Here is a 19,507-nt window from a genome sequence, read left to right on the forward strand (position 1 = left end):
TTCTCAAGGAATGACGCGATCGGCAACGCCGCTGTGGTGGTTGCGGCGGTTCTGGTTGGGTGGACCGGCACATCCTGGCCCGATCTGGTAGTCGCCTTTGCAATTGCAGGGGTGTTTCTCCAGTCCTCTTGGGTGATTGTACGTGATGCGCGCCGGGACATCTCTGAAAGTCGATCTGAAGGCCCATAAGCGATTTGTTAGAACTGGCCTGTAAAGCGGACAATCAGACAAGTTGCATCGAATGTCCGGACAGAACCCAATGATTTCGAGGTTGGACACTGTACTCCTTGAATTGCGGGTTTCTGATCACAAATTTCTCGCAGGCGACGCATTCTGCGGATGGCGAACTCGGCAAGAGCAATCAGCAAGATGGTGAACACAACCGTCGACAAGATTGACTTGCTCACCGACGCCAAACTTGCCGCTATAACCAGTGCTTCGGGAACGCCAAGACCGGCATTTAGCATCCAGACGATTAACCCATTCTCAGCATAGTCCGCGATTGCCGCGAGATAGGCTACAACGGCAACGGCTCGATACCATCGAGCAGTCGCGCCAAAGGATTGCGACAACCAATAAAGCGAGCTGGCGCTCGAAATCGCCAATAGGGCCGGGTACACGGTGTCCAGTGGAATTTGCATCAGTAGATAAACACGTCGTCCTTCTTCTCCGAGCGCGGAAATGAGTGCCAAGGCATCGGCGAAGGAATAGCCGGTTGGTCGCATGTCGAATGCCCTGACCCCGGTGATCCGTTCGATATCTGCAAGCGACCCGAAGACCATAAGGCAGTAAACGAGCACCGCGGCGCACCAGAACAGCAGGATCCGTGAACCATGCGTCGGGTAGGAAAGGAAGCTATTCATGGGTTTTCTCCAGCATTGACGCTGCTGGGCTATCAGTTTGCGGCCGGTTCAAGCATTATCATTTGATAACGTGAGTTAGGGGCGCATGGAGTGGAAATTCATCTGAAGACCATAGAAGAACTCATGACGGAACTCCCGGACAAAGATCGGGAGACACTGGTAAATGCATTCGAAATACGTAACTTGCCAATCGGAAGTTACATGTCGAGCCAAGGTGAGCGAGACGAGAATGAGTATTTCCTACTAAGTGGACGTGCGCGAAGCATAGTCACCGATGCCGAGGGTACGGAGGTAACCCTGAACCTGTACGCTGCCCCAATGGTGATAACGCCCAACATGGCCAGAACGTCAGGTGGATGTTCGTTGGTGGATATTGAGATTTTGGATGACGCCGTTGCAGCGACAATGCCAGCTGCGCAGTTGATGGACCTAATGGTGAATTTCGAAAGCATACGAGAATGGGGTAATAACTTAATGCGCCAGGAGTTGACCCGCAAAGTCGGACGCGAGTGGTGCCTAGCAGCATTGAGCGCGCGGCAACGTTTAGAGTGGTTTCGAAGTGTACACCCAGGGTATGAGGCGCTGTTTGCCCATTTCCACATTGCTTCATATTTGGGAATGACGCCCGTCACACTGAGCAGAGCTCGCAACCGGTAACTACAGGCAAATAATTTTCGGCGAAGGCGGGCAAAGATCGGAGCCATTTTCTTGCAAGGCAATGGCGGCTTTGTCCGCATTGCGGTCGCTCGCGGCATTTCAGCGAATGACCGCACCGAGCCCAAAGCAGCCTTCAAATTGAATTTTTTCTCAATTGTAAGCACCGGATGAATACGTCAATTCATAAGAGTGGCTGTATAACTCGAAAACAATACCGAATGGATCTTCCACATAGACCATCCGGTAAGGTTTATCGCCCGGGTAGTAGTAACGAATGGGCATCCGCTGCTTTCCCCCGGCCGCTACGATTTTTTAAACCAAACCTTCAACGTCGGGATCTTGGATACAAAAGTGAAATGTCCCGTTGCGCCGGTAGTCTATGTTGTTTTCTGGCGCGTAATTCCCGTCGAATTCGAAAATCTCAATCCCAACGCGGTCCGCAGTAGCCATATGCGCTATGCGCAGTTTTTTCCATTCTGGTCCAAAGACATCCGTGCACATCACACCAATATCGCTATCATCCTCCAGAACGTCCGTCGGCGGCATGATGACGTAGAAGCCAAACACGTCGGAATAAAATTTTACGGCTTCATCAACGTCTGGCACAGAGAGCCCTATGTGAGAAAAGGATCGAGGGGTGCGCGACATGGTTGCTCCTTACAACTGTTGTGGACCAAAGATCAGTTTCAAAAAGATGATCTGCAGGTAGAAATCTGCCTAATACAAGAAAAGTCAAATTGTGTTTGCCAAATTCGAGACCACGGCCAACAAATTGATTGGCCCTCCAGCATTGACCTGCGGATAGACATTTGCCGGGCATTGAGAACGGCCAATTCCGCAATTCAGGCGCTCACGAAAAATCTTCGAATGTCCACACCGAGCCCAATGCGGCGTTCTAAGACTATCCCGCCGAACCGTTACTTCCATTTGATCATTGTCAAAAGAACCGGTCGGTTGTCTCATGGCCGAGCAATCAAGGTGCAAAGGAACCAGTTATGAGCTTACTTGTCCATTACACACTCAAGTCCGAAGATCATTACGAGGCGCAGATTACCGCCATGACTAATCTTGTGGCGGGATTGAAGTCGGAAAAGATCGACGGACTGCACTATTCGTGCTTCTCCACAGATGACCCACTGCGATTTATCGGCATCCTTGAGTTCCAAGACGATGCTGAAAAGCAGGCCTTCTTGTCCTCGGCGGCTTTTGACGCTTATCGCGAAGCAGTAGGGCCCACGTTCGCCAATCCTCCGACGACGACGAACATTTCAGAAATCGCTTCAACCCGCAATTGAACGCATGGTTTTTGACGCCCAAGCGGCTGTTTGTCTGGCGGAGCGAGTGTTCATTGGAAACTCCATTCCCGCCTTTCCGTGTGCGGAAAAATTATGTTTACCTACTTCTTGCGACTTGCCGCTCCCTTCGCAGAAGGGCCTTCCATTCGAGCGCCGGATGCTCTGATGGAGCGAATGGCTGCTTTTCGGCAATCAAATGTAGAGCGCTGGGCTGCGATGCGCCTACGGGACTTTCGTGAGTACAGAGCCGACGGCCTCGGCGACGTCGGCCACAAGGAGAGTCGGCCGTGGGTCAAAACGGTTCTCGTCTCCTGGATGATACTTCCCAGTCTGGGTGAGAATGCCGGCAGCGGCACCAGCAACCAATGCGCCAGAAATGTCACTCTCAGCATCGTCTCCTATCATTACGACTTCAGACAGCTCTAAGTTCATGCTGTGGGCGCCGGCGAGGAAGAAATCAGGAGACGGTTTACCCAATAGAAACGCGGATTTTGCGCTAGAGTACTCAAGTGCTTTGACAAAAGCGCCTACATCCATGCTGAGCTCTCCATCGGAGTCGCGAAAAACGCGATTTGCTGCCAATGCAATAAGCGGTGCTCCGTCCATAAGAATGCGGAAAGCTGCATTCAAGCGCTCATATGTGAAGTGGAGGCCTGCGTCACCAACCACAACCGCAACTGGTCTACCTGACGGTGTTTCTAAAAAGTCCTCGATCAGGTCTGGGTGAACTAGAAGATGTGGTGAATACCCCTTTTGCCTGAGCCAAACACACGCTACTTCTGCCGGCGTTATGATCTCGCTTTTGTCATTGGTGATTTTAAACGCCGCGAGTTTCTCAAAGATCAAGCGTTTCGGTTGTCGAGTGGAATTCGTGAGAAATCTGATCGGTAGTTTCGATTCACGCAGCTGCGAAACCGCGCATAATGCTCCGTCGATAAGGTGGTCCCCATCGTATAGAACACCAGCAATATCCAACAAAACACCTTTGGCCATGGTTCCTTGCATCGAGAACTCGAGTTGGTTACGTCAGCGGGACCCTAGAACATTCCACAAAATGGTCTCAGCAAAATAGTATCATACCAAACGCAATTAAAGACAGCTTCGTCCGTGGAGCCGTTATTTGCAATCGGGTTCTGCCATCGACACAATCAAATCTGTTAAGCCAATTTTCGAACGGTATCTCCAACAGCAACTGTGCCGTCCTTCGTAACGCGTGCATAGATGCCACGCAGTCTGTGCACTTTGCCCACCCCGGTGTTCACGAAAAGGCATGCATCGCGACCGTAGCGGTCAATGAACGATTGGCAGCCATTGTGGGGAAGTTTAGTAACAATAAACTCTGCACTGCCTATGGCGAATGCTGTACCAGGAGGCATGTTTGTTGGTGTCAAATCCATATCAATGAAGAAATTGTCCCCAGCAGGCGGCCAATATTTCCTTTCACCGGCGATTGCCCGAATGCAACCCGACATCATTATGCAAATCTGTGCATCCGGATCACCCGTTCCATCATCTAACGCATAGCCGGTGCCGTTCTTCCAATGATCACCGGGCAGGCCTTCCTTTGCACAAACTTCAAATCTATTCGGCACAACGCGCTCTCCGTGATCCGGGCGCATGACAATCATGTCTAATGTGCCGTTATCTTTGGGCGCGGCCTCTAGAATATCTTCAAGCCGGGCATTCAGAGAATCCAATGGTTGAAATGTTGAGGGGTTAATAGCAGCTTTGGGCATACTGTTATGCTAACGGGACAATCGAATTGGCGCAATCAACGCGCGCGTTTTGTTCAGCGTTTGTTTTACCCGCATGGCAGACATTGAACGGAATTTCGACGAATGACCGCGTTGAGCCCTTAGCTTCCTTTCGGATAAATGCCAGTCCTTGACCTAGTAGCAGTTTGTCTCATTCCTGCCTATCCTTCCTAGAAGATACGGGGTGACTTCGATGCACGACCATTTGGATGAAAACGGATTAGCAAACATGCGTGCAGAACTGGATCGTATGCGGGAACGCGAAACTGCGATGCGGGACATCTTGAATGTAATGAGCCAAAGCCGAGAAGATGAGGCCAAGGTCTTTGACATCATACTGCAAAAAGCAGCGTCACTGTGTGATGCGGATCAAGCAGGGCTTCAACTCGTCAACAAAAGCCGGTCGCATTTCCGACTTGCTGCGGACTTGGGGCAGAAACGGACCGCATTTGAAATTGGCAAAGAATGGTCCCTTGATTCATTTCTCTCATCAGCTGTGGCGATAAGATCAGGAGAGGTTATTCATATACCGGACTATGCAGAAACTGATCTCTATAAGAAGGGTGACCCGACAGCTGTTCGTACGGTTGAAACCGAAGGTACACGGTCACGATTGGTGGTTCCGCTACTCCAGAATGGGATTGCCATCGGCTCTATTTCGCTCAGCCGTCATGAGGTCCGATCGTTCGAGCCATCCGAAATCGCGCTTGTTGAGACATTTGCTGCACAGGCCGTCATCGCCATAGAAAACACAAAGCAATTCAAAGCCTTGAAGCAGTTAAATACTGAGTTGGCTGACCGGGTCAAAGAGCAGGTTGGCGAAATTGAACGCATGGGCAAGCTCAAGCGTTTTCTTCCCTCGGCGGTCGCAGACACCGTTGTCTCCTCCGGCTCTGAAAACATGCTGAGGAGCCACCGTGCTCTTCTTGGCGTCCTATTCTGCGACATTCGCGGTTTTACCGCCTTTTGCGAAACCGCCGAACCGGAAGAGACCATCGAAGTCCTTCAGGCTTATCATGAGGAAATGGGGAAGCTGATCAACGCTCATGGCGCGGGCGTGGATCACCGGATGGGTGACGGTGTTATGGTGCTGTTCAACGATCCTCTACCCTGCGACGATCCGGCTGGGGATGCCGTACGCCTTGCCGTCGTAATGCGCGCCCGCATGGCCGAGCTCAGCAAGGATTGGAAACGCCTGGGCTTCCGGCTGGGCTTCGGTGTTGGGGTGTCACTAGGATATGCCACCGTCGGTATGGTGGGTTATGAGGGCCGATCCGATTACACCGCCTCTGGCACCGCTATCAACGTCGCCTCACGACTTTGCGAAATGGCCGAGGATGGTGAAATCCTGCTCAGCACTCGCGCCGCCGTTGCTGTGGAAGACGACTTTCGATCGGTCTCCACTGGCGAGATCACGTTAAAGGGCATTCGCGAACCTGTTGAGGTCTTCAGAATAATTGAGTGTGAGGAGGCATGAAGATTGAACTTTGGCTCACAAAAAAATCGGGGACTTGAACACCTTGGGCAGCCAATGCCAGCTTCAGTAACATCTGGCTGCTTTGTCCGCATAGCGGTCATTCAGTGCCGATGCTAAGAACGTTTGTTTTTGTGGGCCAAACCGACATTCGCCGGTCCAAAATCCGCTACTACCAGCCACCGATAAATGCTTCGACGATCGAAACGAAATCAAATTCTGCAATCGAGGCACTAACTTGGATCAGAGTGTGTTAAAAGTGATTAGCCACAAGCGTTATTAGCTAAGGTCAACTCCAATTTGTCCGTGCTTAGGCCGGTGATCAACTAGGAAAAGGGATGGAACAAGAAAATGAACCTTGAGAAACTTTCGAGTCGTGTAACTCAGGAACTCGACGAAGCCCTCGCGAACGACTTTCCCAAGGAAAGGCGTGAAGAAATCCTAGAAATCGTCCGGCGAGCAATGCTCGACTCCGCTGATCGAACACACCGAGAGATGAAAGATACGGCCGTCGTGTGCTGCGGTCCCGAGGCTGATCTGGCACACAAAATACAAGAGCAAATGGCGAAAAAGCGCGATATGCTGATCGCCAACCTGACTGCCATGCGGTAGTCAATTGCGGTAACTGATGGCCAGCCCATCGTTTCGGAACAGAGAAAAAGGTCCCGCCAGCGGTCATCCCTCACGAATTGGTCTTTTCAGAAGAACTCGGCTTGGGCCAGGGGATGCTCTCCTTGATCCCCATCAAGGCTGACCCGTGAAAAAGGTTGGATTATGACTCGTACAAGTATTTTTTCGAATTCACGTTCGTTCAATTTTCTATGGGAGATCAGTGACACTGAAAAAATTCAATTGCATTGGTCAACGGAGTTATTCGGAAATCTCATGTGAAACCCATTTTTCTGATCATCGGTTACGCAATCACGGTCGTGCTTCCTCTGATACTTTCATGGATATTTGGTGGACCGCCGCGTCCATTTCACCAAGAGCTTGCTTCGGGGTTCGGTATGCTTGCCTTTTCGATAATCCTCGTCGAGTTCGTTCTTTCCGGGCGCTTTAAGATCATTTCGAACGGATTGGGTATGGATGTGACAATGCGGGCGCATCAGCTTCTGGCGCGGACAGCGCTTGCTTTCGTCTTCATACACCCATTTCTTTATGGAGGTACACCGTCCGGCGGTCCGCGACCCTGGGATCCCACGCGCCAACTGACGATTACAACAGAGTTTGCATATCTTTCGACCGGCATTGCCGCGTTCTTACTTTTGTTTTGCCTCGTGTTTCTTGCGATAGGGCGGAAGAAGTTGGATTTTAAGTATGAGACATGGCGCCTAATTCATGGATTGGGCGCACTTATGATTGCGGTACTTCTGTTACATCACACAGTCTATGCTGGTCGTTATGGATCTCAGCCCGAATTGACTTGGTTCTGGCTTGTAATGACCGGGGCTGCGGTTGGTTCCCTTCTATATATTTATCTGGCGGTTCCGCTGCGTGACATGGGGCGAGTATGGCGTGTCAAGTCTGTAACCAGCCTGACTCCCAATCAGTGGGAGATCACAGTGGCACCTCAGAACCACTCTGGCCTCGAATACAAGGCTGGACAGTTTGTTTGGCTAAATGTCGGACATGGTCCCTTTTCAATCAATGAAAACCCTTTTTCAATTTGTTCGGCGCCGGCCAATGGTCCGAGTATTTCCTTCATGATTAAGGAGCTGGGGGATTTTAGCCGAGCGGTAGGTGGGACAAAACTGGAAACTGTCGCATATATTGACGGGCCCTATGGCAGCCTATCCATCGACGATCGCGACGAGCCGGGGGTCGCGTTGATCGCAGGTGGCGTCGGTGTTGCGCCGCTGTTGGGTATACTGCGGGAGATGCGAGCAAGTGGTGATCCGCGCCAGGTGAAAATGGTTTATGGAAACAAACGGTTCGACCAAATCGCCTGGCGCGATGAGTTGGATAAAGAGGATATTACCTATGTCCTGTCGGAACCGCCTGAGGGCTGGGAAGGAGAGGAAGGTCTGATCGATGCTGAAATTATAGATCGTGTATTTTCGCTGGATCAGTTCCGTTCCTGGGTTTTCGTCCTGTGCGGTCCGTCTAATATGATGGAAACCATCGAGGACCATCTCATAAAGAAGGGCACCCCTTGGCACCGAATTCTTTCAGAGCGTTTTGACTATGATTAATCTTATTGGGAATTTGAGTTCCAAGAGGCGAGTGTTGATCGTAATTACGGTGGTCAACCTATTCTTCTTACTTGTTTTGTTGGCCTTCGTGCTTCGCTAAACAAATAAGTCAAATTGGTTGACTGTCTTAAATTCCTGCGGCCGCGCCAGCGGACTCCGTAGTTTGCATCAAAGAGGTTTTTCAGATTTAATCGGGCTCATTATTAGCTCTCAGAGGATTTGTCAGAATAACTTTGCTTGGGCGGGACACCCAAAGTTGGGTTTCAATATGAAAGAAATTCCTTCAGAAGTTTACGCGAGCTAAAAAAACAACTCCAACGACGCAACTTTCCAGAAGTTTCGTCGCGGAGCTGGCTTGGCTTGATCCCCGGGGACCACCATCACCAAGGCAGGCGGTGAAGTTCGCGCCGGTACCTGCGTGATGGAACTGCTTTTTGACGGAGAGACGGTGGCGGGTGTTCGTACCGAAGATGGGGCCGAGTTACACGCCAATGCGGTCATTTCCGACATCGGTGCGCGCGAGCGCCAATGACACACTCCTGCCTGACAAAAAAGGACCAGCCGACTGGAAAGCTGATATTCGCGGATTGCCGGCCAGCATCGCACATTTCAACGTATTTCTTGGACTTGAAGGCGATATCGAGGCCGCTGGCGCCACGAAAGCCAACCACTGGTTCTTTCCTAGAGGTGAAACAGACGTTCTCTGGATGGACGCACCGGACGCCCCGCCGCCGCACATGACGGTGTCTTTTGGTTCACTAAAAAACGCAGCCCATGATCCTGGACCTCGGCAAAAACACACCGCGCAACTTTTGCGCTGGGAGGATTGGTCCATTGTGGCAGATTGGGCCGTCCATCCTGAGGGAGCCGGCGGTGACGACTATACCGAATTCAAACGCCGCACCGAAGCAACCATGATGGCAATGTTTAAAGAGCGATTTCCGGAACTTGCCAAGCACGTTGTGTACAAGAACCTCGCCGCGCCGCTCTCGACCGTGTCTTTCACGGGGCATAATCATGGGGCATTCTACGGCCTTGATGTCACGCCGGAACGCGTCATGTGCGATGCTTTGCGGGCAAAAACACCGATCCCTGGCCTTTATCTTGCGGGCCAAGACGTTGCGAGCCCAGGTATCCCCGGTGCACTTTGGGCAGGCGTGCTTGTGGCTGCTTCTGTAGATTCGGGCGTATTTCGCATAATTCGCGGATAGTGCGGCACGAAACGTACTTCGCTCGTGTCGCTTGCGTCGGCTTCGTCCACAGAGCAGTCGTTCGTACCAACTGCGGCGAATGTCTGCTTCGAGCCCGAAGCTGAAGCTTGATCAATGCTTCGTCGCCGTAGTGCAGCGAACGGCTGTTTTGAGCCCCGAAGCCGTTAGTCTTGCCTGCGGCGACCAACGTTGAGTTTGGCGACTAAGGCCCTCTTCACCTATTTTCTCCGCGAGCAAACCAAAATAGACCCGCCAACCGAACGGGTCGACGGGCCACGGGTTCTGAAATGGGTCCACTCACGGACCACCCGAGTCTACAGAGGTTTGTGAAGCTTTTGTGACGAAGTTCAACGCGTGGGCGAAGTTGCGGACCTTTCTGTCATGTTGCTGAAATTTTGATCTCCAACTGCCCAAGAGGGCGAAAGCCTTCGGCTATGACCAAAATCTGCAACGCGGAAATTGGTGAAAAGCTCTTCGATGGACTATTCCGGCCCCGCAGCAAGCTTGTCGTTTAGAGCAGTTTAAGTTGCAGTGCCAAACTCATGCCTTTGCGGTTTCGCCCACACATGCAAGAATATTCGCGGAAAGGGTCTCTCGGGGTTTCACCATGAGAAAAGGGCGAGCGGCAATCGTAGCAATCGACGTCGTTGGCTATAGTGCCATGGTGGGAGCCGATGAACATGTTGCTCTCAACCGGGTGCGATCCTGGCAGGAGACGTTGCTACGACCAATCGTTCGGCGGCATCATGGGCGCATTTTCAAGACAATGGGCGATGGTTTCCTCGTCGAATTTCCGTTGGGAGAAAAAGCTGTCCGGTGTGCGCAAGAATTGCAGCTTGCGACGCAATCAATTGAAACCCAAGAACATAGCAAAAGGCCTTTGAACATTCGCGTCGGCATCAACGAGGGCGATTTGTACTACCAAGATGATGACGTTCTCGGAGATTGCGTGAACGTTGCTGCGCGGTTGGAAGGCATGGCTACCCCTGGCGGCATTCTTGCATCAGATGAGGTATTTGCGGGGCTGGATGACGAGCTCACTGAAGTCTTTCATGACAACGGTAATCGAAAATTCAAAAATATCCCTCGACCAATTCGTGTTTGGTCCTGGCCGCAAAAGCTGCCACCCCTTCGAGAGGCGACCAAGCCACGGGTATTTGTCGAAGGATTTTCTTCCCGAAGCGCTGATGAAGAAGACGTTGCCGACGTGCTGGCAACCGAGGTGCAGCGGCACTTAGGGCAGCTGACCGGCCTAGAAGTTGTCCAAAACCCAGACGCTGGACACTACGTAGTCAATGGAAGCGCGCGCCAATCAAAAAGTCGTATGCGAGTTGGCGTGCAATTGATTGGAGCTGACGATGGTCGCCAAATTTGGGCAGAACGATATGACCTGGACAGCGTCGACCCATTTGACATTGCAGATTTATGTGCACCTCGACTTGTAATGAGCATTCGAAGACGCGTAGCGGCGGATGACGCACGACGTCTGAGAGACAAGTCGCTTGATGAGTTGTCCTTTGAAGACCTCCTTGCACTTGCTGGCGCAAGCTTTTTTAATCCAACCTTTGAAGGATGGCACGGCGCAGGTTTGATCGCGGAACACGCGCTCGCAATAGAACCAAATGCATTTATGGCGTTGGCAATGGCAGCGGCTGGTCTTGGTTTAGCCAATCCGTTCTACGGTGTGGAACCTATTCCACATGATGTATTGATGAAGGCACTTGGACGCATTACCGCGGCGATCCGAGCCAATAACAGATCAGACATGTTGCACAGTGCTCATGCAGGCTTATTGCTGCATGGACATGGTCGCTCTGCAGAAGCATTGACGGCCGTTAACCATGCTCTGGACGTCAACCCTGACTACAACATGGGGCTATGGACACGGGGCTCTATAGAGATTTTTTCTGGTGATGCAGAGCAGGGAATATCTAGCACACTTCGCGCAATAGAAGTGGCAGCTGACGATCCGTACGTACATCTCTACAATCGAACCGTGGGTCACGGTCATCTTTGCGCCAGACGCCCAGATGACGCCTTGGAGTGGTTTCGCAAGGCAGACCAGCTCGCGCCTGAGCTGCCGCCAAATCTACTGGGCCTCACAATCTGTACTCACCTGATCGGCAACAGGGAAGAAGCTAAGGCTCTCAGCGAGGCGCTCATACGCAACTGTCCAACGTTTCGTTTGAGCTTGGTTCGAGCACTCCCGGTTTACGGAACGGATCTCTGGAAACCCATTTGGAATAGAATTGCGAAATTGGGGCTTCCAAACTGAGACCCGGATTATTGCGGGGTTCACTCGCTGCTTAGTTCGCCGGAGCCTCCGATTTCTGCCGGCAAATCTTTGAACTTCGGCAATCCATCTGCCATCGAGATCATCCTGGATTCACAATGAACGTGCATCGTTAGAGAGCAGAAAACACTTTCCGCGAGTGGCAATACTTATGATCGCCAATTTCGTTTGTTAACTGCGGCAGTAGATCCGAAGAGATACAGAATTGATCCAAAACCTGTCTTCAGGCGTAAAACTAATGTTATGAACATCCAAAAGGTCGTCATGCCACTCCGCTTCGTTTTAGCAGCAGCTGTAGGGTTAATTGATCAAAGTTTACGCCTTACTGCAATCTGTTCGGCTTGCCTTGGTGGTTATCATATATTTGATGTTCGTAATCACCGCCTTTGTTCAAATCGGTTTGTCGTCGGATCAGATAACGGCACTAAGTTTTTTTCAATGTTCGGTCTGGATCGCTTTCGCCTCTATTTTAAACCTGCCTTTCGCGACACTAAATTGGGAAAGTGCAAAATTCGTACTCTGTTAGTAGGGCCTCTCATGGGCATTCTTATACTGGGAACCGCAACGGCTGAGGCTGGCGAAACCCTCGCCGAGGACTTTTCCGGGTCTCCGGAAACCCGATGGGACTATGTGGCAGATAGTGTCATGGGGGGTGTTTCTTCTGGTCAGGTGTTCTTTTTAACTGAAGGCGACGTTGACTTCGCAAGGCTGACCGGAACTGTCAGCACGGAAAATAATGGAGGCTTTATTCAGTTCCGGCGCAAACTATCAGACCGGCCAACTTCGGATACCGCAGGCGTCAGAATCGTGGTGAGGGGCAACGGCGAGCAGTACTTTATTCACCTCAGGACAAAGGGCACAGTGTTGCCATGGCAATATTATCAGGCCGAGTTCAAAACCACGGAATCGTGGACGGAAATCTTACTGCCATTTTCGAGTTTTAAGGCATCGGGCGCCATGTTACGTTCAACGCCCACACCTACTGGGATTACTTCAATTGGAGTCGTAGCTTACGGCCGCGATCATCAAGCTCGTTTAGACGTCAGTAAAGTCAACTTCTACTGAAGACATATGCACTTGTTGCTGGGGCCGCCGCAAAGGCCGAGTGGTGCACACTTGGCGCGGGATAAAGGACAGCCTCACTGGCCTTTCATAGACGAGTTCGAATTCGTCTGACAGCACCGCCATTTGGCCGAATAATTTAATAAAGAAGAAAAATTGATTGCGGCATTCTCAACTGCCAATCCATCTGCCTCACTTTAGATCTTACATCCATGGTTTATTCAGATCGGAATGTCCCTGATCTTATACTACGACGTTGATCTTCCATCGCTCTGATTATTGATGCCGTGCGAAGCGTCGGCTTGCCATAAAACTAGATTTACACATGAATAGATCTTTGGTTTCTCAATTTACTATTTGAACAGGGCTCCAGATTGGGCGCAGCGCGGACATTCACCGAACAACGCTCTATTTGTACTTAACGAAACGGCTGCGCTTGGCTTTACGTCGCTTCCATTTGATCGTTCAGTTGCTTCCCACCGTGTCCGACGCTTTTCGCTGGTGCGGAAATTCGCCGGCAGCAATGTAGACTTCTTCTGCGGCGGTAGACGTTCGACCAAGAACCGCGTTTCGGTGGGGATGTCTTCCGAAACGCTCAACCACGCCACGCACGGTTTTATTTTGCCCGTTAGCACCATCAGCCAGGGGCGCTAGAGCCTCCGGCCAAATCGGTTCCATTTCGTCTACTAGGCGGATGCACAAGTCCATCCGCTCCAAATGGTCGGGGCCTTCGCAATGGCCGATGGAGATGACGTAGAACATCCGTTCCCATGGTACCGGCAATGACTGGTAGTGCCCGTTGCCAATACCCTCCAAACATAGCCGGCAAGCCTTGATATCTTGGCCGAACGCACCGGGTGTATCCCGCCAGAGCGAGCGTGGAAACTGGTCTAGCACCAATATCAGAGCCATTCTGCCGCGAGGTGTCTCGGCCCACGCATCCAACTCTCCGCGAGCCCCGGCCTGGGTCAGATCGGCAAACTCGCTGCAGATTACGTTGTCCATGCCGCCCTGCATGCGTTCGTCCCAGAAATTGAGGTGTGCTTGGGCGCTGTTCCAATGCCCGGAATCGGGGAACCATAGGTCAAGCACCTGGGTTGCACGCGGGTCTAGATCGGCCATCTTGTCCTCCAGAAGATTGCCGTCCAAGTATGCCCGAATTTTTGCATCTGAAAAGAAAACTCCGAATTTCGAGCAGGAGAACTCAGGGCGAATGCATGTCTTCCTAAGTCAATGCCTAACCGCCCCCGCCAAAAACGCTTCGGGAATTTACTGCTACAGACTGATGTAGCTAAGCATCACTACAATCAGCCGCTGAAAAAACTTGAAGTCTAATCAATTGCGCGAAGTCGCTTCAGCAACGAAGAGGTATCCCACCGACCGCCCCCGAGTTTCTGAACATCCTTGTAGAATTGATCGACAAGGGCGGTCACCGGCAAACTAGCACCGGTTTCGTTGGCTGTATCAAGGCAGATACCCAGATCCTTTCGCATCCAGTCCACGGCAAATCCGTGATCAAAATGATCGTCAAGCATGGTTTCGAACCTATTGACCATTTGCCAGCTTCCTGCGGCGCCTTGACTGATGACTTCAACTACCGAGCGTCCATCAAGGCCTGCCTTCTCTGCAAAATGCAAAGCTTCGCTCAGGCCTTGGACCAAACCAGCAATTGCAATCTGGTTGCTCATTTTGGTCAACTGACCCGCGCCACTCTCTCCAATTCGGCGGCAGATTTTCGAGTAAACTTTCATGATGGGTTCTGCGGCCGAGTACACGGATTGGTCTCCACCACACATAATGGAAAGAACCGCGTTCTCAGCACCCGCTTGCCCACCGGATATTGGCGCGTCTAGAAAGCCCACTCCTTGTTCTTTGGCAGCGGAATATAGCTCACGAGTCACCTTCGCGGAAACAGTAGTATGGTCAACGAGCGTTGCGTTTGCTGACATGCCTGCAAAAGCGCCCTCCGGGCCAATGCAAACACTGCGAAGGTCATCGTCATTTCCCACGCATGTCATTACGAAATCTGCACTCACTGCAGCCTCTCGCGGAGTATCGCGCATGCTGCCGCCATGTTCCGCGACCCATTCTTCAGCCTTTGTCGACGTACGGTTATAAACAGTTACATCGTACCCCGCCGCCTGGAGATGTCCGGCCATCGGATAGCCCATTACGCCAAGGCCAATAAACGCAAGTTTTGCCATTTGAATTTCCTTTTTAAAGTAGGTCCCGCGGCTTTTTGCCGGCAAAGAAAGCGTCTAGGTTGTCTAGTGCGCGAAAGCCCATAGCGTCCCGAGTTTTTGTAGTGGCACTACCGATATGGGGCAACATGAAGATGTTCTCGTGGTCTGCAAATTTCGGGTTTCCGCCGGGTTCGGTTTTGAAGCAATCAAGTCCCGCCGCGGCCAGTTTTTCACTTTTTATGGCTTGCAACAATGCGTCTTCATCAACAAGCGCGCCTCTGGCGGTATTGACCAGTATTGCTCCGTCTCGCATTGCCGCCATTCGTTCTGCGTTTATCAAATTCGTTGTATCTGAGGTCGCCGGGCAGTGGAGTGACAGGAAATCGGCTACGGGTAAAAGACTTTCAATGCTTTCGTGATACGTTGCGCCAAGTTCCTGATCAGGTGACAGCCGGGTTCGGTTGAAATAGTGGATATCCATATCAAATCCGCGCGCCTTTTCAGCAAAGGCCCGCCCCACTCGCCCCATCCCGACGATTCCAAGACGTGCACCCGTGACCTGCTTGCCGACCATGAAGGACGGACTCCAGCTATCCCATGCTCCGGTACGCATCAAGCGGTCGCCTCGGACGGCATGCCGCGCAGCCCCCAGCATAAGCAACATCGCTAGTTCAGCTGTCGCGTCCGAAAGAACATCAGGGGTGTTCGTCACCACAATACCTTTGGCAGCAAGGGCTTGCAGGTCGCAGTGATCCACACCAACAGAATGGTTGGCAACGATTTTCAGACGCGGGTCAAGCCGCGATACAACGTCTGCTGAAAAATGTTCGGAATGGCATGGCATCATCGCGTCGACCTTTGCGCTCATAGCAATGATCTCATCGGGCGTGCCGGGCGTGTCGTCGTCGTTCAGAATAACTTCGTAGTCACGGCACGCACGCTCGACTGTCGCGTCAGAGACGCGCCGCGGCAGCCACAGGACGGGTTTCTCAGTCACGAAGTCAGTCCTTTTTGATGGCATCTTCCCAGAAGTTGTAAAGCGCAAGGGCAATCACAAAGATCGCGATGCACAAGAACGGGAAGCCGCCCCAAAATCCGGCAAACCCAGTCGAGATGCTGTGAGCAAGGCCCAGAACAAAGACCATCATCAGGCCGGTGCCAATAACTCCCATGAGAATGTTTGTCATTCGTGACATGCAATTATTCTCCCTTGTTTTCTAGTGACCTCAGGCGGCGTTGGACCCATGAAGCGGTGCGCAAAAGACGGTCGTCTTCTTCAACTGCGCCAATCAGTTGAACGCCGATCGGCATGTCGTTCTGGCCAACAAGCAGAGGCAGCGTGAGGCACGGCAAACCAGCTAGCGTCCAAGTTAGACAAAATACAGAATCTCCGGTGTGCCCCTCAACAATCGGTACCGCCTCTCCTGTCGCCGCCGGCGCAAGGATTGCATCAAAGTCATTGAAGTACTCTGCGAAAAAGTTTTGAGCAGAACCCATGACCGACAGGGCATCTTTATACTGCGCCTCGCTGATTTCTGCGCCACGGCCGATCGCGGACCGCATCTCAACACTGATTTCAGGCCAATGATTCTCTGAAATTTCAGCCATATTCTGGCGAATCTCATAGTCGTAAATCGTTTTGTGAACATCAACGAGATCGGCCAATTGAGGCGACGCCGAAAAACGTTCGACCCGACCACCGAGGGCGTCAACTACGGCATTTATTCCTTCAAAAGTATCTGCATCCAAACGATCATCGAATGGAAAATTAAGCCAAGCAATGTTCGGCTCCACTGGCACCTCTGCCTGAGCCCCTTCAAGCATGTTCGCGCGTGGTCGTGCAAAACTGACTGGGTCGTTTTGATCATAGCCGGACACGACATCCGTCAGCAACGCGATGTCTTCAAGCGAGTTAGCAAATCCCCCCACATGATCCAATGACACTGACGTCCGAAAGACCCCACTTCGAGAGATCGTTCCACGGGTCGGCTTAAAACCATAGACCCCGCAGAAAGAAGCAGGTCGTATAACCGACCCGCCAGTCTGCGTGCCAATTGCCAACGGGACGTGTCTGGCTGCGACAGCTGCGGCAGACCCACTCGAAGAACCGCCGGGACTTCGGGCTGGGTCAAAAGGATTGCAGGTGTCAGCCGGGTGCATAAAGGCGAACTCAGTGGTTTTGGTTTTACCCATGATTACCGCACCGGCTTCGCGTAGATGTTCAACTATTCTGGCATCCGAGGCCGGATGACGGCCCGCAAAAATCGGAGTGCCGCACTCCGTGGGCATGTTTCTTGTGTCAACTATATCCTTCAATCCGACGGGTACACCATGCAATGCCCCGGTGGCCCTTCCGGCCTTGCGAATACGATCCAGTTCACGCGCCTGACCAAGCGCTTCACTGGCATCTATGTAAGCCCAGGCACGAATTACTCCGTCCGTTTCTTCGATCCGTTTAAGGCAGGCCTCAACTAAAGCCTCTGAAGAAATTCGCCCAGCTTGAATAGCCTCGGCGGCTTGAACCGCCGAGAAAAGCGACAAGTCGTGCTTGGTCATGGAACCCATACCCCGAACAGGTAATCAGGAAACCAAAGCGCTATGCCTGGAAACTGATACATTAGCACCATGCACAGGATCACGATGGCCAGATAGGGCATCAGACCTTTGAATATCTCCATCAGCTGTATCTGATTTTTTAGAACGCCCTTCAGGTAGTAAGCTGACATTGCCATAGGCGGTGTCAGGAAGGAGGTCTGCAGATTAAGAGCAACCAGCATGGCGAAGAAATATGGATTTACCCCGAATGTTTCCAACATCGGCAGGAAAATTGGCACAAAAATGATCAGGATCTCCGACCACTCAAGCGGCCAACCCAGCAAGAAGATGATTAACTGAGCAAGGACAAGGAATTGCCAGGGTTGCAGGTTCATTCCAACCACCCAATGCTCGATCACGTCATGGCCGCCAAGGTACGAAAAGATGGAGGCGAAAGTCCAAGAGCCAACGAATAGCCAACACACCATTGCCGTAGCCTTGGCAGTCAGAAAGACGCTCTGTTTGACCTTGTCCCAGGACAATGACCGATAGAGCATCGCCAGAACCAATCCTCCCAAAGCGCCCATTGCGGCCGCTTCAGCAGGCGTCGCCAGGCCGCCAAGGATTGAACCGAGAACCAACATTATCAAAACGGTCAGTGGCACGAAGGAAATTAAAAGATCCATATAGATCTGCCGCCGGGGCGGAATGTCCTCCTCCTGCGGTTTTGGTGCCAACGCCGGATTCAACCAAACGCGCACCATCACATACACGATGTAAAGCCCCGCAAGCATCAGCCCGGGAAAAACCGCCGCAGCGTACAAACGCAGCGGTGATAGTTCGGCAATAGCGGCATAAACGATCAGCATAATCGACGGTGGGATCAAAATTCCCAATGTCCCTCCGGCGCAGATAACACCAGAGGCAAAACTCCGCTGATACCCGGCGTTGGCCATTGCCGGATACGCAAGCAAGCCCATCAGAGTAACAACCGCACCAACTATTCCAGAAGCAGTAGAAAACACAGCGCAGGTTAACAGTGCTGCAATAGCCAACGATCCCGGCAAATTTCGGGCCGCCATGTAAAGCGAAAAGAACAAACGATCGACGATGTTCGCCCTTTCGACCACGTATCCCATAAACAAGAATAACGGAATGGCGACGAGCGTGTCGTTTTCCATCACCGAATAGGTATTCTGGTTCAAGAGATAGAAGATGTTATTGTTGAAGATGTCCGCGATGCTTTCAGGCGCAGCTTGGTAATACGCGTAGTAGCCAAAGCCCACACCCATCGCCAAAAGCGTAAACGCAATTGGAAAACCTAAAAGAACCAGCACAATAAAGAGGCTCAGCATCAAGATGGCGACCTGAGGATCAGTCATCGCTTTGGCCTCCTTGTTTGGTGCCAGTTGTCCGAATCCTGTCAATTGTTTCTTCCATCAACATGTCTTCGGTTTCGCGCACGTCATCCAGTCGCTCAAGCCAAACGCCATTCCTCATCGCCAACCAGCAGCGCGCCATTTCGGCAAGACCTTGCAGCATGAGAAGAAAACCAGCGACCGGGATCAGAGTTTTGAAGAAATAGATTTGAATTCTTGCAGGGCTATTCCAGCTGACTTCTTCATATCGCCAGCTATCCTTGGCTATTTCCCATCCGTACCAGAACAGGGCGAACATGCCCGGGAAGAAAAAGAGGATGTACAGAACGAAATCGACCCGCGCCTGCCAGCGGACAGTGAAAAGCCGGTAAAGTACGTCCCCTCGTACATGGGCGTCTTGGGCCAAGGCATAGGCACCGGCCATCAGAAACAGCGCGCCATACATCTGGACCATCATATCGAACGCCCAGACGGTTGGCTTGTTAAGCACGTACCGGACGAACACTTCGTAAGACACAGAAAGTGTCAGAATAAGGATGCACCATCCAAAGGCCTTGCCTACCCATTGGCTTAGCCCTTCGATCGCGTGGATTGTCTTGATCAAGGTCA

General features: G+C 51.8%; 18 protein-coding genes and 2 pseudogenes. 9 read left to right on the forward strand and 11 right to left on the reverse strand.

The annotated features are described in order from the left end of the window. Nucleotides 1-189 (forward strand): annotated as a pseudogene (locus tag AC2FNE_RS21515) (cation transporter); the annotation flags it as partial. A gap of 8 nt (nucleotides 190-197) precedes the next feature. Here the strand turns inward: AC2FNE_RS21515 and AC2FNE_RS21520 are convergent. Beyond that, complete coding sequence (locus AC2FNE_RS21520) at nucleotides 198-863, reverse strand: hypothetical protein (protein ID WP_496806247.1); 666 nt, start codon at nucleotides 861-863, stop codon at nucleotides 198-200. 90 nt (nucleotides 864-953) lie between these two features. On the opposite strand from AC2FNE_RS21520, the gene AC2FNE_RS21525 reads away from it, so the two are divergent. Continuing rightward, nucleotides 954-1,520, forward strand: coding sequence for a Crp/Fnr family transcriptional regulator (locus tag AC2FNE_RS21525; protein ID WP_170607609.1), 567 nt, complete (start codon nucleotides 954-956; stop codon nucleotides 1,518-1,520). Nucleotides 1,521-1,670: 150 nt separating this feature from the next. Here AC2FNE_RS21525 and AC2FNE_RS21530 read toward each other — a convergent pair. Then, nucleotides 1,671-2,168 (reverse strand): annotated as a pseudogene (locus AC2FNE_RS21530) (lactoylglutathione lyase family protein). A 347-nt stretch (nucleotides 2,169-2,515) separates the two neighbouring features. Between AC2FNE_RS21530 and AC2FNE_RS21535 the strand changes: the two are divergent. Further along, a complete protein-coding gene (locus AC2FNE_RS21535; protein ID WP_170607605.1) occupies nucleotides 2,516-2,815 on the forward strand; it encodes a putative quinol monooxygenase in 300 nt (99 codons plus the stop codon). Between the two features lie 222 nt (nucleotides 2,816-3,037). Here AC2FNE_RS21535 and AC2FNE_RS21540 read toward each other — a convergent pair whose 3' ends face one another. Together AC2FNE_RS21540 and AC2FNE_RS21545 are read right to left on the reverse strand one after the other, a co-directional pair. Continuing rightward, entirely contained in the window at nucleotides 3,038-3,820 is a 783-nt protein-coding gene (locus tag AC2FNE_RS21540) for a TIGR01458 family HAD-type hydrolase (protein WP_496806248.1), read from the reverse strand. 152 nt (nucleotides 3,821-3,972) lie between these two features. Beyond that, nucleotides 3,973-4,551: an MOSC domain-containing protein gene (locus tag AC2FNE_RS21545; RefSeq protein WP_170607603.1), complete on the reverse strand. Its 579-nt coding sequence runs from the start codon at nucleotides 4,549-4,551 to the stop codon at nucleotides 3,973-3,975. Nucleotides 4,552-4,762: 211 nt separating this feature from the next. Between AC2FNE_RS21545 and AC2FNE_RS21550 the strand changes: the two genes are divergently transcribed. The 6 genes from AC2FNE_RS21550 (at nucleotide 4,763) to AC2FNE_RS21575 (ending at nucleotide 12,804) form a co-directional block, all read left to right on the forward strand. After that, nucleotides 4,763-6,046 carry an adenylate/guanylate cyclase domain-containing protein gene (locus AC2FNE_RS21550; RefSeq protein ID WP_496806249.1) on the forward strand — a complete coding sequence of 428 codons (1,284 nt, stop codon included), beginning with the start codon at nucleotides 4,763-4,765 and terminating at the stop codon, nucleotides 6,044-6,046. 348 nt (nucleotides 6,047-6,394) lie between these two features. Next, entirely contained in the window at nucleotides 6,395-6,655 is a 261-nt protein-coding gene (locus AC2FNE_RS21555) for a hypothetical protein (RefSeq protein ID WP_170481788.1), read from the forward strand. A gap of 275 nt (nucleotides 6,656-6,930) precedes the next feature. Beyond that, nucleotides 6,931-8,235 (forward strand): ferredoxin reductase family protein, encoded by a 1,305-nt coding sequence (locus AC2FNE_RS21560; RefSeq protein ID WP_496806250.1) that lies wholly within the window; start codon nucleotides 6,931-6,933, stop codon nucleotides 8,233-8,235. A 491-nt stretch (nucleotides 8,236-8,726) separates the two neighbouring features. Beyond that, complete coding sequence (locus AC2FNE_RS21565) at nucleotides 8,727-9,446, forward strand: phytoene desaturase family protein (RefSeq protein WP_170610975.1); 720 nt, start codon at nucleotides 8,727-8,729, stop codon at nucleotides 9,444-9,446. A 607-nt stretch (nucleotides 9,447-10,053) separates the two neighbouring features. Further along, the gene (locus AC2FNE_RS21570) at nucleotides 10,054-11,721 is read left to right on the forward strand and encodes an adenylate/guanylate cyclase domain-containing protein (RefSeq protein WP_170607595.1); all 1,668 of its coding nucleotides are present in this window, start codon (nucleotides 10,054-10,056) and stop codon (nucleotides 11,719-11,721) included. A gap of 261 nt (nucleotides 11,722-11,982) precedes the next feature. Beyond that, on the forward strand, nucleotides 11,983-12,804 hold the full coding sequence (locus AC2FNE_RS21575) for a CIA30 family protein (protein WP_496806251.1): 822 nt from the start codon (nucleotides 11,983-11,985) through the stop codon (nucleotides 12,802-12,804). A gap of 462 nt (nucleotides 12,805-13,266) precedes the next feature. On the opposite strand, the gene AC2FNE_RS21580 is transcribed toward AC2FNE_RS21575, so the two are convergent. From AC2FNE_RS21580 to AC2FNE_RS21610, 7 genes are all read right to left on the reverse strand, one after another. Beyond that, nucleotides 13,267-13,923, reverse strand: coding sequence for a DUF924 family protein (locus tag AC2FNE_RS21580; protein ID WP_496806252.1), 657 nt, complete (start codon nucleotides 13,921-13,923; stop codon nucleotides 13,267-13,269). Nucleotides 13,924-14,132: 209 nt separating this feature from the next. Continuing rightward, entirely contained in the window at nucleotides 14,133-15,005 is an 873-nt protein-coding gene (locus tag AC2FNE_RS21585) for an NAD(P)-dependent oxidoreductase (protein WP_170607587.1), read from the reverse strand. 13 nt (nucleotides 15,006-15,018) lie between these two features. Next, on the reverse strand, nucleotides 15,019-15,981 hold the full coding sequence (locus tag AC2FNE_RS21590; protein WP_367648194.1) for a 2-hydroxyacid dehydrogenase: 963 nt from the start codon (nucleotides 15,979-15,981) through the stop codon (nucleotides 15,019-15,021). 4 nt (nucleotides 15,982-15,985) lie between these two features. Continuing rightward, the gene (locus AC2FNE_RS21595; protein ID WP_170474589.1) at nucleotides 15,986-16,180 is read right to left on the reverse strand and encodes a hypothetical protein; all 195 of its coding nucleotides are present in this window, start codon (nucleotides 16,178-16,180) and stop codon (nucleotides 15,986-15,988) included. A 4-nt stretch (nucleotides 16,181-16,184) separates the two neighbouring features. Beyond that, the gene (locus AC2FNE_RS21600; RefSeq protein WP_496806253.1) at nucleotides 16,185-17,540 is read right to left on the reverse strand and encodes an amidase; all 1,356 of its coding nucleotides are present in this window, start codon (nucleotides 17,538-17,540) and stop codon (nucleotides 16,185-16,187) included. Continuing rightward, nucleotides 17,537-18,901 (reverse strand): TRAP transporter large permease, encoded by a 1,365-nt coding sequence (locus AC2FNE_RS21605; protein WP_170474583.1) that lies wholly within the window; start codon nucleotides 18,899-18,901, stop codon nucleotides 17,537-17,539. Before AC2FNE_RS21605 ends, AC2FNE_RS21600 begins: the two co-directional genes overlap by 4 nt. Further along, on the reverse strand, nucleotides 18,894-19,502 hold the full coding sequence (locus AC2FNE_RS21610; protein ID WP_170474581.1) for a TRAP transporter small permease subunit: 609 nt from the start codon (nucleotides 19,500-19,502) through the stop codon (nucleotides 18,894-18,896). Before AC2FNE_RS21610 ends, AC2FNE_RS21605 begins: the two co-directional genes overlap by 8 nt. Nucleotides 19,503-19,507 lie beyond the last annotated feature (5 nt).

It is taken from the genome of Ruegeria sp. YKSD179 (assembly GCF_059612885.1).